Raw genomic sequence first — 11,510 nt, 5'->3', positions numbered from 1 at the left:
AGACATGGCCAAGCTCGAACTCCTCCCCGCCGTCGACGTCCGCGACGGCCAGGCCGTCCGCCTCGTGCACGGCGAGTCCGGCACGGAGACCTCGTACGGCTCCCCCCTGGAGGCCGCCCTCGCCTGGCAGCGGGCGGGCGCCGAGTGGCTGCACCTGGTCGACCTGGACGCCGCCTTCGGCACCGGCGACAACCGCGCGCTGATCGCGGAGGTCACCGGGGCGATGGACATCAGGGTGGAGCTGTCCGGCGGCATCCGCGACGACGCCACCCTGGCCGCCGCCCTCGCCACCGGCTGCACCCGCGTGAACCTCGGCACGGCCGCCCTGGAGACCCCCGAGTGGGTCGCCGAGGTGATCGCCGAGCACGGCGACAGGATCGCGGTCGGTCTCGACGTACGCGGCACCACCCTGCGCGGTCGCGGCTGGACCCGGGACGGCGGCGACCTCTACGAGACGCTGGAGCGCCTCGACAAGGAGGGCTGCGCGCGGTACGTCGTCACCGACATCGCCAAGGACGGCACGCTCCAGGGCCCGAACCTGGACCTGCTGAAGAACGTCTGCGCGGTGACCGACCGCCCGGTCGTGGCCTCCGGCGGGGTGTCCTCGCTGCGGGACCTGCGGGCGATCGCCGAGCTCGTGCCCCTCGGAGTCGAGGGCTCCATCGTCGGGAAGGCCCTGTACGCCAAGGCCTTCACCCTGGAAGAGGCCCTGGAGGCTGTGGCGTCATGACATCGGATGCCGTGCGGCGGGTGCGGGGCGGGAGCCCCTGGGAGGAGTCCTACGGTTTCGCACGCGCCGTCGCGGTGGGCGACCGGGTGCTGGTGGGCGGCACGACGTCCTTCAAGGGCGACGTGCTGTACGGCGAGGGCGACCCGTACGAACAGGCCAAGGTGGCCTTCACCGGCGCGATCGAGGCGATCGGCGAGTTCGGGCTCGGCGTCGGGTCCGTGATCCGCACCCGGATGTACCTGTCGCACCCACGGGACGTGGACGAGGTGGGCCGGGCCCACAGGGAACTCTTCGACACGGTGCGGCCGGTGTCCACCCTCCTCGTGGTGGAGGGCTTCGTGGACCCGCGCATCCTGGTCGAGGTCGAAGTAGAGGCATACAGAGGAGCCGAGCGGTCATGACCCTGGCGGTCCGAGTCATCCCCTGCCTGGACGTGGACAACGGCCGGGTCGTCAAGGGCGTCAACTTCCAGAACCTGCGCGACGCGGGCGACCCCGTCGAGATGGCCAAGGTGTACGACGCCGAGGGCGCCGACGAGCTGACGTTCCTGGACATCACCGCGTCCTCCGGCGACCGGGAGACGACCTACGACGTGGTGCGCCGCACCGCCGAGCAGGTGTTCATCCCGCTCACGGTCGGCGGTGGCGTACGCACCGCCGAGGACGTGGACAAGCTGCTGCGGGCGGGCGCCGACAAGGTGGGCGTCAACACGGCGGCCATCGCGCGGCCCGACCTCATCCGCGAGATCGCCGAGCGCTTCGGCCGCCAGGTGCTGGTGCTGTCGGTCGACGCCCGCCGCACCGACGCGGGCTCCTTCGAGGTCACCACCCACGGCGGCCGCAAGGGCACCGGCATCGACGCGGTCGAGTGGGCGCACCGGGCCGCCGAGCTGGGCGCCGGCGAGATCCTGCTCAACTCCATGGACGCGGACGGCACCAAGGACGGCTACGACCTGGAGATGATCGCCGCCGTCCGCCGGCACGTCACCGTGCCGGTGATCGCCTCCGGCGGCGCGGGCAGGCTGGCCGACTTCGCGCCGGCCATCGGGGCGGGCGCGGACGCCGTGCTCGCGGCGTCGGTGTTCCACTTCGGCGACCTGCGCATCGGCGAGGTCAAGGAGACCCTGCGGACGGCCGGCCACCCCGTACGGTGACCCCGGCCGCCGGCCGGGGTCTCAGATGCCGAGCTGCTTGCCCTCCTCCAGCTTCGCGATCGCGTCCGCGTCGCCGTCGACGTCCACCTTGGCGGCGCTCTGCCGGCCGTAGAGGAACAGCAGCAGCTCCGACGGCTCACCCGTCACCGTGACGACCGGGGTGCCGCGGTGGGCGACCGTCGTCTGGCCGTCGGGGCGGCGCAGCACCAGGCCCGTGACCACGGAGCGGCCCATCAGGCGGGCCGTGCGCTCCAGCCGGGACCACAGGGCGTCCTGGAAGACCGGGTCGAGCTCGCGGGAGGTCCAGTCGGGCTGGGCGCGGCGCACGTCCTCGGCGTGGACGTAGAACTCGATGGTGTTCGACATCTCGTCGATCTGCTTGAGCTGGAAGGGTGAGAAGCGCGGCGGGCCCGAGCGGATGAGCTGGATCAGCTCCTCGTAGGGCTTGTCCGCGTACTCCTCCATCACCTTCTCCAGGCGGGGCGCGAGCTGCTTGATCAGCAGTCCGCCGGCGGCGTCCGGGCGGCGCTCGCGCACGACCACGTGCGCGGCCAGGTCCCGGGTCCGCCAGCCCTCGCACAGGGTGGTGGCCTCCGGACCGGCGGTCTCCAAGAGGTCGGCGAGGAGAAGCCGTTCACGCTTGGCAAAGGTCGACATGAAGTCAGCCTACGACCGCGTATCCGTACCGCACAGTGGACGGCGCCCGGGGCTGTCGGCGCGGCGCGGCACAATGGCACCCATGACCAGCTCTCCCTCCGGTCGCCTCGACCCGAAGATCGCCGCGCGCCTCAAGCGCAGCGCGGACGGGCTCCTGCCCGCCATCGCCCAGCAGTACGACACCGGCGAGGTGCTGATGCTGGGCTGGATGGACGACGAGGCCCTGCATCGCACGCTGACCACGGGACGCTGCACGTACTGGTCGCGCAGCCGCGGGGAGTACTGGGTCAAGGGCGACACCTCCGGCCACTTCCAGTGGGTCAAGTCCGTCGCCCTCGACTGCGACGCCGACACCGTGCTCGTCCAGGTCGACCAGGTCGGCGCCGCCTGCCACACCGGCGCGCGCACCTGCTTCGACGCGGACGTGCTGCTCACGGACGCCGACCACGGCGTGCCCGCCCGGGATCAGTAAGGTCAGCCGCCATGGACCTCGAGACCTTCCGCAAGCTGGCCTGCGACCGCCGCGTCGTCCCCGTCACGCGCAAGCTCCTCGCCGACGGAGACACCCCGGTCGGGCTGTACCGCAAGCTCGCCGCCGAGCGCCCCGGCACGTTCCTGCTGGAGTCCGCGGAGAACGGCCGCTCCTGGTCCCGCTACTCGTTCGTCGGTGTCCGCAGCGCCGCCACCCTCACCGAGCGCGACGGCCGGGTGCACTGGCTGGGCGAGCCCCCCGTGGGCGTGCCCGTCGACGGGGACCCGCTGGCCGCCCTGCGCGCCACCATCGAGGCCCTGCACACGCCCCACCAGGAGGGCCTGCCGCCCTTCACCGGCGGCATGGTCGGCTACCTCGGCTACGACATCGTCCGCCGCCTGGAGAAGATCGGTCCCGGTGAGCGCGACGACCTGCGGCTGCCCGAGCTGACCATGCTGCTCACCAGCGACCTCGCGGTGATGGACCACTGGGAGGGCTCGGTCCTGCTGATCGCCAACGCGATCAACCACAACGACCTCGACACCGGCGTCGACGAGGCCTACGCCGACGCCGTGGCCCGCCTCGACGCCATGGAGGCCGACCTCACGCGGGCCGTGGCCCAGCCGCCGGCCGTGCTGCCGCCCTCCGAGCTGCCGCCGTACAGCGCCCTGTGGGGCGGCCCCGACTTCCAGGCGGCCGTCGAGGACATCAAGGAGCGCATCCGCGCCGGGGAGGCCTTCCAGGTCGTGCCGTCGCAGCGGTTCGAGACGCCGTGCGCGGCGAGCGCGCTCGACGTCTACCGGGTGCTCCGCGCCACCAACCCCTCGCCGTACATGTACCTGCTGCGCTTCGAGGGCTTCGACGTCGTCGGCTCCTCGCCCGAGGCGCTGGTCAAGGTCGAGGACGGCCAGGCACTGGTGCACCCCATCGCCGGCACCCGGCCGCGGGGCGCCACCCCGCAGGAGGACCAGGCGCTCGCCGAGGAGCTGCTCGCCGACCCCAAGGAGCGCGCCGAGCACCTCATGCTCGTCGACCTCGGCCGCAACGACCTCGGCCGGGTGTGCGAGCCCGGCTCGGTGGAGGTCGTCGACTTCATGTCCGTCGAGCGCTACTCGCACGTGATGCACATCGTCTCCACGGTCACGGGCCGCGTCTCGGCGGGCCGCACCGCCTTCGACGTGCTGACGGCCTGCTTCCCGGCGGGCACCCTCTCCGGCGCCCCCAAGCCGCGCGCGATGCAGATCATCGACGAACTGGAGCCGTCCCGGCGCGGGCTGTACGGCGGCTGCGTCGGCTATCTGGACTTCGCCGGCGACTCCGACACCGCGATCGCCATCCGCACCGCCCTGCTCCGCGACGGCACGGCGTACGTGCAGGCGGGCGCGGGCATCGTCGCGGACTCCGACCCGGTCGCCGAGGACACGGAGTGCCGCAACAAGGCGGCGGCGGTCCTGCGCGCGGTCCACACGGCGAACCGGCTCGCACAATAGGGCGCTTCTCACGTGAACCCCGGGTGACGCCGCACCGCCCGGGCAGGCGATAGTGGAGTACGTGACTGCTGTTCCTCACCCCCGTTCCGAAGCCCCCGGCGACGCGCGCGCCGGGCGCCGGAGTCTTGCCCTCGCCCTGCTGAGCGGTGCGCTCGGGGCGGCCGTGGCGCTGCTGGCCACCCGTCAGCAGTGGTCGCAGGGCACGGCGTCGGTGGCCGGTGGCGCCTTCCCGCTGACCGCCCGGGGCAGCGACGTCACCGGCGTCCCGGCGTCCCTCGCCATAGTGGGCCTCGCCGCGCTCGTCGCCGTCTTCGCCGTCCGCCGGGCCGGCCGCTTCCTGGTGGCCGGGCTGCTCGCGCTCTGCGGCGCCGGCACCGTCGCCGCCGCCCTGTACGGCGCCTCCGACAGCTCCGCGCTCGACGAGAAGGCCGCGCAGGCCTCCGGCGACACCTCCGCGGGCGTCGAGGCCCTCACCCACACGGCGTGGCCGTACGCCGCGGCCGTGGGCGGCGCCCTCATCCTGCTCGCCGGGCTGCTCGCCCTGCGCTACGGCCGCCTGTGGCCCGCGATGTCCGGCCGCTACGAGCGCGGCGGCGCCCCCCGGCCGCGCCCCAGCGCCCCGGCGGTGGACCCCGACCGGCCCGAGGACCTCTGGAAGGCCCTGGACCGCGGCGAGGATCCGACGGGCACCGGCCCGGCGTAGCCTCCGGGCCCCTGCCCGGTGCGTCACAGCCCGCCCTGGTGTGGCGAAAGAGACGCACCCGGGATGAGCCCCCGGCGCCTGAAGGGCGCGCGGGTACGGGACAATGAATGTCGAGCGTCAGGCTCACACACGCATACAGCAACGAGGAGCAAGCAATGGCGGACAGCAGCCACGGGCACGGTCACACCCCCGCCGCCTGGACCGGTGTCATGATCATCTTCATCGGTTTCTGCGTCGCGGGAGCCTTCATGGTGATGGACAACCCGCTCGGCTTCTGGGGTGGCATGGCGATCATCGCCCTGGGCGGTGTCATCGGCGGGATCATGCGCGCGATGGGCCTCGGCGCGCCCAAGGCGCAGCCGCTCAAGATGACCGGCGACGTGACCCGGCCCGCCCCGGCCGTGACCACGCGCGAGCCGGTCGCCGCCGAGAGCTGATCCTTCCCGTACGGCTTTCCTCCGTCGCGACCTCGTCGAGGGGCGGACCCGCACCGCGCGGGTCCGCCCCTCGCGCACGTCCGTGGGCGGGCCGGGCACAATGCGGGGCATGCACGCCGACAGCCGCAGCACCCGGACCGGACGGCTGGCCGCCCCCGTCGGCGTCCTCGCGGCCGTCGCCGCCGCCTTCGCCTACGTGGGCGCCGTGGACCCCAACGAGCCCGGCCACTACCCCGTCTGCCCCCTGCTGCGCGTGACCGGCCTGTACTGCCCCGGCTGCGGCGGCCTGCGCAGCGCGCACGCCTTCGTGCACGGCGACCTGCCCGCGGCGCTGCACGCCAACGCCGTCGCCGTCGCCGGCTTCCTGCTCTGCGCCGCGCTGTGGACCGTATGGGTGGTCCGCGCGGCGCGCGGGCGTCCGACGCGGTGCGATCCGTCGCCCGCGGCCCTGTGGACCGTGGGCGCGTTGCTGCTGCTCTTCACGGTTGTCCGGAACCTGCCCTTCGGTGGCTGGCTCCACCCTTGATCAACTGGCGGATGTCCAGGTAGTGGGACCGCCGTCAACCGGATGTGAGGCCAACGCCCGGCTCCGGATACCATCGCAGTGACCACCGGTTTTCCTCTTCGGTGCCGCTTCGACAGTCAACCGTCTGGAAGGGGGCCACTCGCGTGAGTGTGCTCGACGAGATCATCGACGGAGTCCGTGCCGACCTCGCGGAGCGGCAGGCGCGCGTGAGCCTCGACGAGCTCAAGGAGCGCGCGGCGAAGGCCCCCGCGGCCAAGGACGGACTGGCCGCCCTGCGCGGCGACGGCGTCAAGGTCATCTGCGAGGTCAAGCGGTCCAGCCCCTCCAAGGGCGCGCTGGCCGCCATCGCCGATCCGGCCGGCCTCGCGGCGGACTACGAGGCCGGCGGCGCGGCCGTCATCTCCGTCCTCACCGAACAGCGCCGCTTCGGCGGCTCCCTCGCGGACCTGGAGGCGGTCCGCGCGCGCGTGGACATCCCCGTCCTGCGCAAGGACTTCATCGTCACCTCGTACCAGCTGTGGGAGGCCCGGGCCTACGGCGCCGACCTCGCGCTGCTGATCGTCGCCGCCCTCGACCAGCCCGCCCTGGAGTCCCTGATCGAGCGGGCGGTGTCCATCGGACTCACCCCGCTCGTCGAGGTGCACGACGAGGACGAGGTCGACCGCGCGGTCGACGCCGGCGCCAAGCTGATCGGTGTCAACGCCCGCAACCTCAAGACGCTGGAGGTGGACCGGGGCACCTTCGAGCGGGTCGCCCCCGAGATCCCGGAGGGCGTCGTGAAGATCGCCGAGTCCGGCATCCGCGGCCCGCACGACCTGATCGCGTACGCCAACGCGGGCGCGGACGCCGTGCTCGTCGGCGAGTCCCTGGTCACCGGCAAGGACCCGAGGACGGCGGTCTCCGACCTGGTCGCGGCGGGCGCCCACCCGGCGCTGCGGCACGGCCGGGGCTGACCCGCCGGTAGGCTTGGCCGCGATGACGACCATGACGACCCAGGACCGGCACGCCCGCCTCGCGCGCGGCTGCCGCCCGCGAGGCTGCCGCGCCCCCGCCCGCCGGGTGCACGGCCGCCGGGTGCGCTACGTCATCGGTGACGAACCCGGCCAGGTCAACGGCCGTCGATGGCAGCAGGCCTCTTAGGGGCGCGGGGAACGGGCGACGCGCCACGGCGCGTCCGCATCGACGCACCACCCCCGCCCCCACGGCGCTCAGTGTCCTTTCCGCGCACTCACCGTGAGGCCCACGCATGCCCAGCAACTTCTTCATCCCCGACCCACTGGGTCAGCTCCCCAGCACGGAGGGCTACTTCGGCTCCTTCGGCGGCAAGTTCATCCCCGAGGCCCTCGTCGCCGCCGTCGACGAGGTCGCCGTCGAGTACGACAAGGCCAAGGCCGATCCCGAGTTCGCCCGCGAGCTCGACGACCTGCTCGTCAACTACACCGGCCGCCCGAGCGCCCTCACCGAGGTGCCCCGGTTCGCCGCGGAAGCGGGCGGTGCCCGGGTCTTCCTCAAGCGCGAGGACCTCAACCACACCGGCTCCCACAAGATCAACAACGTGCTCGGCCAGGCCCTGCTCACCCGGCGGATGGGCAAGACCCGCGTCATCGCCGAGACCGGTGCCGGCCAGCACGGCGTCGCCACCGCCACCGCGTGCGCCCTCTTCGGCCTCGACTGCACGATCTACATGGGCGAGATCGACACCAGGCGCCAGGCACTGAACGTCGCCCGGATGCGCATGCTCGGCGCCGAGGTCATCGCCGTGCGGTCCGGCAGCCGCACGCTGAAGGACGCCATCAACGAGGCGTTCCGCGACTGGGTCGCCAACGTCGACCACACCCACTACCTGTTCGGCACCGTGGCCGGCCCCCACCCCTTCCCCGCCATGGTCCGCGACTTCCACCGCGTGATCGGTGTCGAGACCCGCCGCCAGCTGCTGGAGCGCGCCGGCCGGCTGCCCGACGCCGCCGTCGCCTGCGTCGGGGGCGGCTCCAACGCCATCGGCCTGTTCCACGCCTTCATCCCGGACGCCGACGTACGCCTCATCGGCTGCGAGCCCGCCGGGCACGGCGTGGAGACCGGCGAGCACGCGGCCACCCTGACCGCGGGCGAGCCCGGCATCCTGCACGGTTCACGCTCGTACGTCCTCCAGGACGACGAGGGCCAGATCACCGAGCCGTACTCGATCTCCGCCGGACTCGACTACCCCGGCATCGGCCCCGAGCACTCCTACCTCAAGGACATCGGCCGCGGCGAGTACCGCGCGATCACCGACGACGCCGCCATGCAGGCACTGCGCCTGCTCTCGCGGACCGAGGGCATCATCCCGGCCATCGAGAGCGCGCACGCGCTCGCCGGGGCCCTGGAGGTCGGCCGGGAGCTCGGCGAGGACGGGCTGATCGTGGTCAACCTGTCCGGCCGCGGCGACAAGGACATGGACACCGCCGCCCGCTACTTCGGGCTGTACGACACCGACGCCGAGGTCGCCGAGGACGCCTCCGGCACCGCCGAGATCGAGGGGGACGCCAAGTGAGCGGGAACATCCGGCTGCTGAGCGACGCCCTCGCCGCCGCCAGGTCGCAGGGGCGCTCCGCCCTGATCGCCTACCTCCCGGCCGGGTTCCCGACCGTGGACGGCGGCATCGAGGCGATCAAGGCCGTCCTCGACGGCGGCGCCGACGTCGTGGAGGTGGGGCTGCCGCACAGCGACCCCGTGCTCGACGGCCCGGTCATCCAGACCGCCGACGACATCGCCCTGCGCGGCGGCGTGAAGATCGCGGACGTCATGCGCACGGTCCGCGAGGCGTACGAGGCCACCGGCAAGCCGGTCCTCGTCATGACCTACTGGAACCCGATCGACCGTTACGGCGTCGAGCGCTTCACCGCCGAGCTCGCCGAGGCGGGCGGCGCCGGGTGCATCCTGCCCGACCTGCCGGTGCAGGAGTCGGCGCTGTGGCGGGAGCACGCCGAGAAGCACGGCCTGGCGACGGTCTTCGTGGTCGCGCCGAGCAGCAAGGACGAGCGGCTCGCGCAGATCACCGCGGCGGGCAGCGGCTTCGTGTACGCCGCCTCGCTGATGGGTGTCACGGGCACCCGCGAGACGGTCGGCACGCAGGCCCAGGACCTGGTGCGGCGCACCCGGGCCACGGGCACCGAGCTGCCGGTCTGCGTCGGGCTCGGCGTCTCCGACGCCGCGCAGGCCGCCGAGGTGGCCGGCTTCGCCGACGGGGTCATCGTCGGCTCGGCCTTCGTCAAGCGGATGCTGGACGCGCCGGACGACGCGGCCGGCATCGAGGCGGTGCGCGCGCTCGCCGGCGACCTGGCCAAGGGCGTGCGGGGACAGGCGTAGCGGCCCCGAGGACTCCCGGGTCCCTCGTACGGGTGGACCTGGGACCGGGGAGGCGCGGTGCGCCTCCCCGGTTCGTTCTGCGGGGTGTGAGCGAGAAGAACCGTGACGGAAAGCGCACCGCCCGTGAGCGGCTGGCGGTCGAGCGTGACAAGCAGAAGGCCGCGGATAAGCGCAGGCGGACGCTGATCGTCGGCACCGCGGTCGTCGGCGTCCTGGGCCTGGCCGCGGTGATCGGCGTGGTCGCCGCGAACGCCGGCAAGGACACCGGCGACAGCGCGGGCCCGGTCGTGGCCCCCTCGGGGGCGAACGGCGAGGACAACCTCGCCATCCCGGTCGGCAGGAGCGACGCCAAATCGACGCTCACGGTCTGGGAGGACTTCCGCTGCCCGGCCTGCCAGTCCTTCGAGCAGACCTACCGCTCGACGATCCACGAACTGACGGACGCCGGCCAGCTGCGGGTGGACTACCGGCTGGCCACGATCATCGACGGCAACATGGGCGGCACCGGCTCCCGCAACGCGGCCAACGCCGCCGCCTGCGCGCAGGACGCCGGCCACTTCACCGCGTACCACGACGTGCTCTACGACAACCAGCCCCCCGAGACCGACGACGCCTTCGCGGACAACGCGAAGCTGATCGAACTGGCCGGGAAGGTCAAGGGACTGGACACGCCCGCGTTCCGCACGTGCGTCGAGGACGGCCGGCACAACAGCTGGGTCGACAAGTCCAGCGCCGCCTTCGGCAAGGGCGGTTTCAGCGGCACGCCGACCGTGCTGCTCAACGGCAAGAACATCTACCAGGACCAGACGATGACGCCGGAGAAGCTGAAGCAGCAGGTGCAGGAGGCCGCCAAGGGCTGAGGCACGCGCCCACCGGGCCGCCGCGGCCCTGTTATGGAGCCGTTGCCGGGCTGCTCGACATCGGGCCTGCCCGGCACGGTAGCGTCGACCTTGCCATGGAACTTGCCTACATCCCCAGCCCCTCGCGCGGAGTGCTGTACATCGGCCCGATCCCGCTGCGCGGCTACGCGTTCTGCATCATCCTCGGCGTCTTCGTGGCCGTGTGGTACGGCAACAAGCGCTGGATCGCCCGTGGTGGGCGCACCGGCACGGTGGCCGACATCGCGGTCTGGGCGGTGCCGTTCGGCCTGGTCGGCGGCCGCCTCTACCACGTGATCACGGACTACGAGCTGTACTTCAGCGAGGGCCGTGACTGGGTGGACGCCTTCAAGATCTGGGAGGGCGGCCTCGGCATCTGGGGCGCGATCGCGCTGGGCGCGGTCGGCGCGTGGATCGGCTGCCGCCGGCGGGGTATCCCGCTGCCCGCGTACGCCGATGCCGTCGCCCCCGGTATCGCGCTCGCGCAGGGCATCGGGCGCTGGGGCAACTGGTTCAACCAGGAGCTGTACGGGCGGCAGACCGACCTCCCCTGGGCGCTGCACATCACGTCCACGGCGGACGGGCGGGTGCCGGGGTACTACCATCCGACGTTCCTGTACGAGTCCCTGTGGTGCATCGGTGTCGCGGTGCTGGTGGTCTGGGCCGACCGGCGGTTCAACCTCGGTCATGGCCGGGCGTTCGCGCTGTACGTCGCCTCGTACTGCGCGGGCCGGTTCTGGATCGAGTACATGCGCGTCGACGACGCCCACCACATCCTCGGGCTGCGGCTGAACAACTGGACCGCGCTGCTGGTCTTCGTGCTGGCCGTCGTCTACATCGTGGTGTCCGCGAAGAAGCGGCCGGGCCGTGAGGCCGTGGTGGAACCGGATCCCGCCGCCGTCGGTGACGGAGCCGGGGCCGGGGAGGCCGACGCGGCGGACGAGACCGACGCGGGCGGCGAGTCCGGCGATGCCGAGAAGACGCGGACGGCGGAGAAGACCGACGGTGACGGTGCGTCCGACACGGCCGGGGACGAGGCCGAGGCCGACGAGGCCGGGACGGCGACGAAGAAGACCTGACGACCGCGTCGTACACGTCCGAGGGCGCCCGGAGTTCCGC

15 protein-coding genes are annotated in these 11,510 nt (G+C 72.8%); 14 read left to right on the top strand and 1 reads right to left on the bottom strand.

Going from position 1 to position 11,510, the window contains the following annotated elements; genetic code table 11:
• Positions 1–4: 4 nt before the first annotated feature.
• The 3 genes from priA to hisF are packed head-to-tail and all read left to right on the top strand — an operon-like array spanning position 5 to position 1,883.
• A complete protein-coding gene (gene priA / locus ACIP2X_RS23975) occupies positions 5–730 on the top strand; it encodes a bifunctional 1-(5-phosphoribosyl)-5-((5-phosphoribosylamino)methylideneamino)imidazole-4-carboxamide isomerase/phosphoribosylanthranilate isomerase PriA (protein ID WP_401676376.1) in 726 nt (241 codons plus the stop codon).
• The gene (locus tag ACIP2X_RS23970) at positions 727–1,131 is read left to right on the top strand and encodes a RidA family protein (RefSeq protein WP_401676374.1); all 405 of its coding nucleotides are present in this window, start codon (positions 727–729) and stop codon (positions 1,129–1,131) included. Before priA ends, ACIP2X_RS23970 begins: the two co-directional genes overlap by 4 nt.
• Positions 1,128–1,883: an imidazole glycerol phosphate synthase subunit HisF gene (gene hisF / locus ACIP2X_RS23965; RefSeq protein ID WP_401676372.1), complete on the top strand. Its 756-nt coding sequence runs from the start codon at positions 1,128–1,130 to the stop codon at positions 1,881–1,883. Before ACIP2X_RS23970 ends, hisF begins: the two co-directional genes overlap by 4 nt.
• A 21-nt stretch (positions 1,884–1,904) precedes the next feature.
• Here the strand turns inward: hisF and ACIP2X_RS23960 are convergent, their stop codons facing one another.
• Positions 1,905–2,540, bottom strand: a complete 636-nt coding sequence (locus ACIP2X_RS23960) for a TIGR03085 family metal-binding protein (RefSeq protein ID WP_401676370.1) — start codon at positions 2,538–2,540, stop codon at positions 1,905–1,907.
• Between the two features lie 82 nt (positions 2,541–2,622).
• Here ACIP2X_RS23960 and hisI point away from each other — a divergent pair, with 82 nt between their 5' ends.
• From hisI to lgt, 11 genes are all read left to right on the top strand, one after another.
• On the top strand, positions 2,623–3,012 hold the full coding sequence (gene hisI, locus ACIP2X_RS23955; RefSeq protein WP_401676368.1) for a phosphoribosyl-AMP cyclohydrolase: 390 nt from the start codon (positions 2,623–2,625) through the stop codon (positions 3,010–3,012).
• Between the two features lie 11 nt (positions 3,013–3,023).
• The gene (locus tag ACIP2X_RS23950) at positions 3,024–4,502 is read left to right on the top strand and encodes an anthranilate synthase component I (protein WP_401676366.1); all 1,479 of its coding nucleotides are present in this window, start codon (positions 3,024–3,026) and stop codon (positions 4,500–4,502) included.
• A 52-nt stretch (positions 4,503–4,554) separates the two neighbouring features.
• Positions 4,555–5,205 carry a TIGR02234 family membrane protein gene (locus tag ACIP2X_RS23945; RefSeq protein WP_401676364.1) on the top strand — a complete coding sequence of 217 codons (651 nt, stop codon included), beginning with the start codon at positions 4,555–4,557 and terminating at the stop codon, positions 5,203–5,205.
• A 155-nt stretch (positions 5,206–5,360) separates the two neighbouring features.
• Positions 5,361–5,642, top strand: coding sequence for an HGxxPAAW family protein (locus tag ACIP2X_RS23940; protein ID WP_401676362.1), 282 nt, complete (start codon positions 5,361–5,363; stop codon positions 5,640–5,642).
• A gap of 109 nt (positions 5,643–5,751) precedes the next feature.
• On the top strand, positions 5,752–6,168 hold the full coding sequence (locus ACIP2X_RS23935) for a DUF2752 domain-containing protein (protein WP_401676360.1): 417 nt from the start codon (positions 5,752–5,754) through the stop codon (positions 6,166–6,168).
• Between the two features lie 143 nt (positions 6,169–6,311).
• Positions 6,312–7,121 (top strand): indole-3-glycerol phosphate synthase TrpC, encoded by an 810-nt coding sequence (gene trpC / locus ACIP2X_RS23930; protein WP_401676359.1) that lies wholly within the window; start codon positions 6,312–6,314, stop codon positions 7,119–7,121.
• Positions 7,122–7,143: 22 nt separating this feature from the next.
• Positions 7,144–7,308, top strand: coding sequence for a tryptophan biosynthesis modulator TrpM (gene trpM / locus ACIP2X_RS23925; RefSeq protein ID WP_401676357.1), 165 nt, complete (start codon positions 7,144–7,146; stop codon positions 7,306–7,308).
• 106 nt (positions 7,309–7,414) lie between these two features.
• A complete protein-coding gene (gene trpB / locus ACIP2X_RS23920; protein WP_401676355.1) occupies positions 7,415–8,698 on the top strand; it encodes a tryptophan synthase subunit beta in 1,284 nt (427 codons plus the stop codon).
• Positions 8,695–9,513 carry a tryptophan synthase subunit alpha gene (trpA, locus tag ACIP2X_RS23915; protein ID WP_401676353.1) on the top strand — a complete coding sequence of 273 codons (819 nt, stop codon included), beginning with the start codon at positions 8,695–8,697 and terminating at the stop codon, positions 9,511–9,513. The genes trpB and trpA overlap by 4 nt, the downstream gene beginning before the upstream one ends.
• A gap of 86 nt (positions 9,514–9,599) precedes the next feature.
• Positions 9,600–10,373 (top strand): DsbA family protein, encoded by a 774-nt coding sequence (locus ACIP2X_RS23910; RefSeq protein WP_401676351.1) that lies wholly within the window; start codon positions 9,600–9,602, stop codon positions 10,371–10,373.
• 95 nt (positions 10,374–10,468) lie between these two features.
• Positions 10,469–11,470 (top strand): prolipoprotein diacylglyceryl transferase, encoded by a 1,002-nt coding sequence (gene lgt, locus ACIP2X_RS23905; protein WP_401676349.1) that lies wholly within the window; start codon positions 10,469–10,471, stop codon positions 11,468–11,470.
• Positions 11,471–11,510 lie beyond the last annotated feature (40 nt).

The organism is Streptomyces sp. NPDC089424 (assembly GCF_044749345.1).
Classification (GTDB): Bacteria; Actinomycetota; Actinomycetes; order Streptomycetales; family Streptomycetaceae; genus Streptomyces.
This window is presented reverse-complemented; position numbering and strand designations above follow the sequence as displayed.

Excerpts from the sequence above, each read along its gene's own strand:
- ACIP2X_RS23935 (WP_401676360.1), top strand. The coding sequence starts at position 5,752 with ATGCACGCCGACAGCCGCAGCACCCGGACCGGACGGCTGGCCGCCCCC.
- ACIP2X_RS23970 (WP_401676374.1), top strand. The coding sequence starts at position 727 with ATGACATCGGATGCCGTGCGGCGGGTGCGGGGCGGGAGCCCCTGGGAG.
- ACIP2X_RS23960 (WP_401676370.1), bottom strand. The coding sequence starts at position 2,540 with ATGTCGACCTTTGCCAAGCGTGAACGGCTTCTCCTCGCCGACCTCTTG.
- ACIP2X_RS23940 (WP_401676362.1), top strand. The coding sequence starts at position 5,361 with ATGGCGGACAGCAGCCACGGGCACGGTCACACCCCCGCCGCCTGGACC.
- ACIP2X_RS23950 (WP_401676366.1), top strand. The coding sequence starts at position 3,024 with ATGGACCTCGAGACCTTCCGCAAGCTGGCCTGCGACCGCCGCGTCGTC.
- hisI (WP_401676368.1), top strand. The coding sequence starts at position 2,623 with ATGACCAGCTCTCCCTCCGGTCGCCTCGACCCGAAGATCGCCGCGCGC.
- priA (WP_401676376.1), top strand. The coding sequence starts at position 5 with ATGGCCAAGCTCGAACTCCTCCCCGCCGTCGACGTCCGCGACGGCCAG.
- trpM (WP_401676357.1), top strand. The coding sequence starts at position 7,144 with ATGACGACCATGACGACCCAGGACCGGCACGCCCGCCTCGCGCGCGGC.
- hisF (WP_401676372.1), top strand. The coding sequence starts at position 1,128 with ATGACCCTGGCGGTCCGAGTCATCCCCTGCCTGGACGTGGACAACGGC.
- trpB (WP_401676355.1), top strand. The coding sequence starts at position 7,415 with ATGCCCAGCAACTTCTTCATCCCCGACCCACTGGGTCAGCTCCCCAGC.
- lgt (WP_401676349.1), top strand. The coding sequence starts at position 10,469 with ATGGAACTTGCCTACATCCCCAGCCCCTCGCGCGGAGTGCTGTACATC.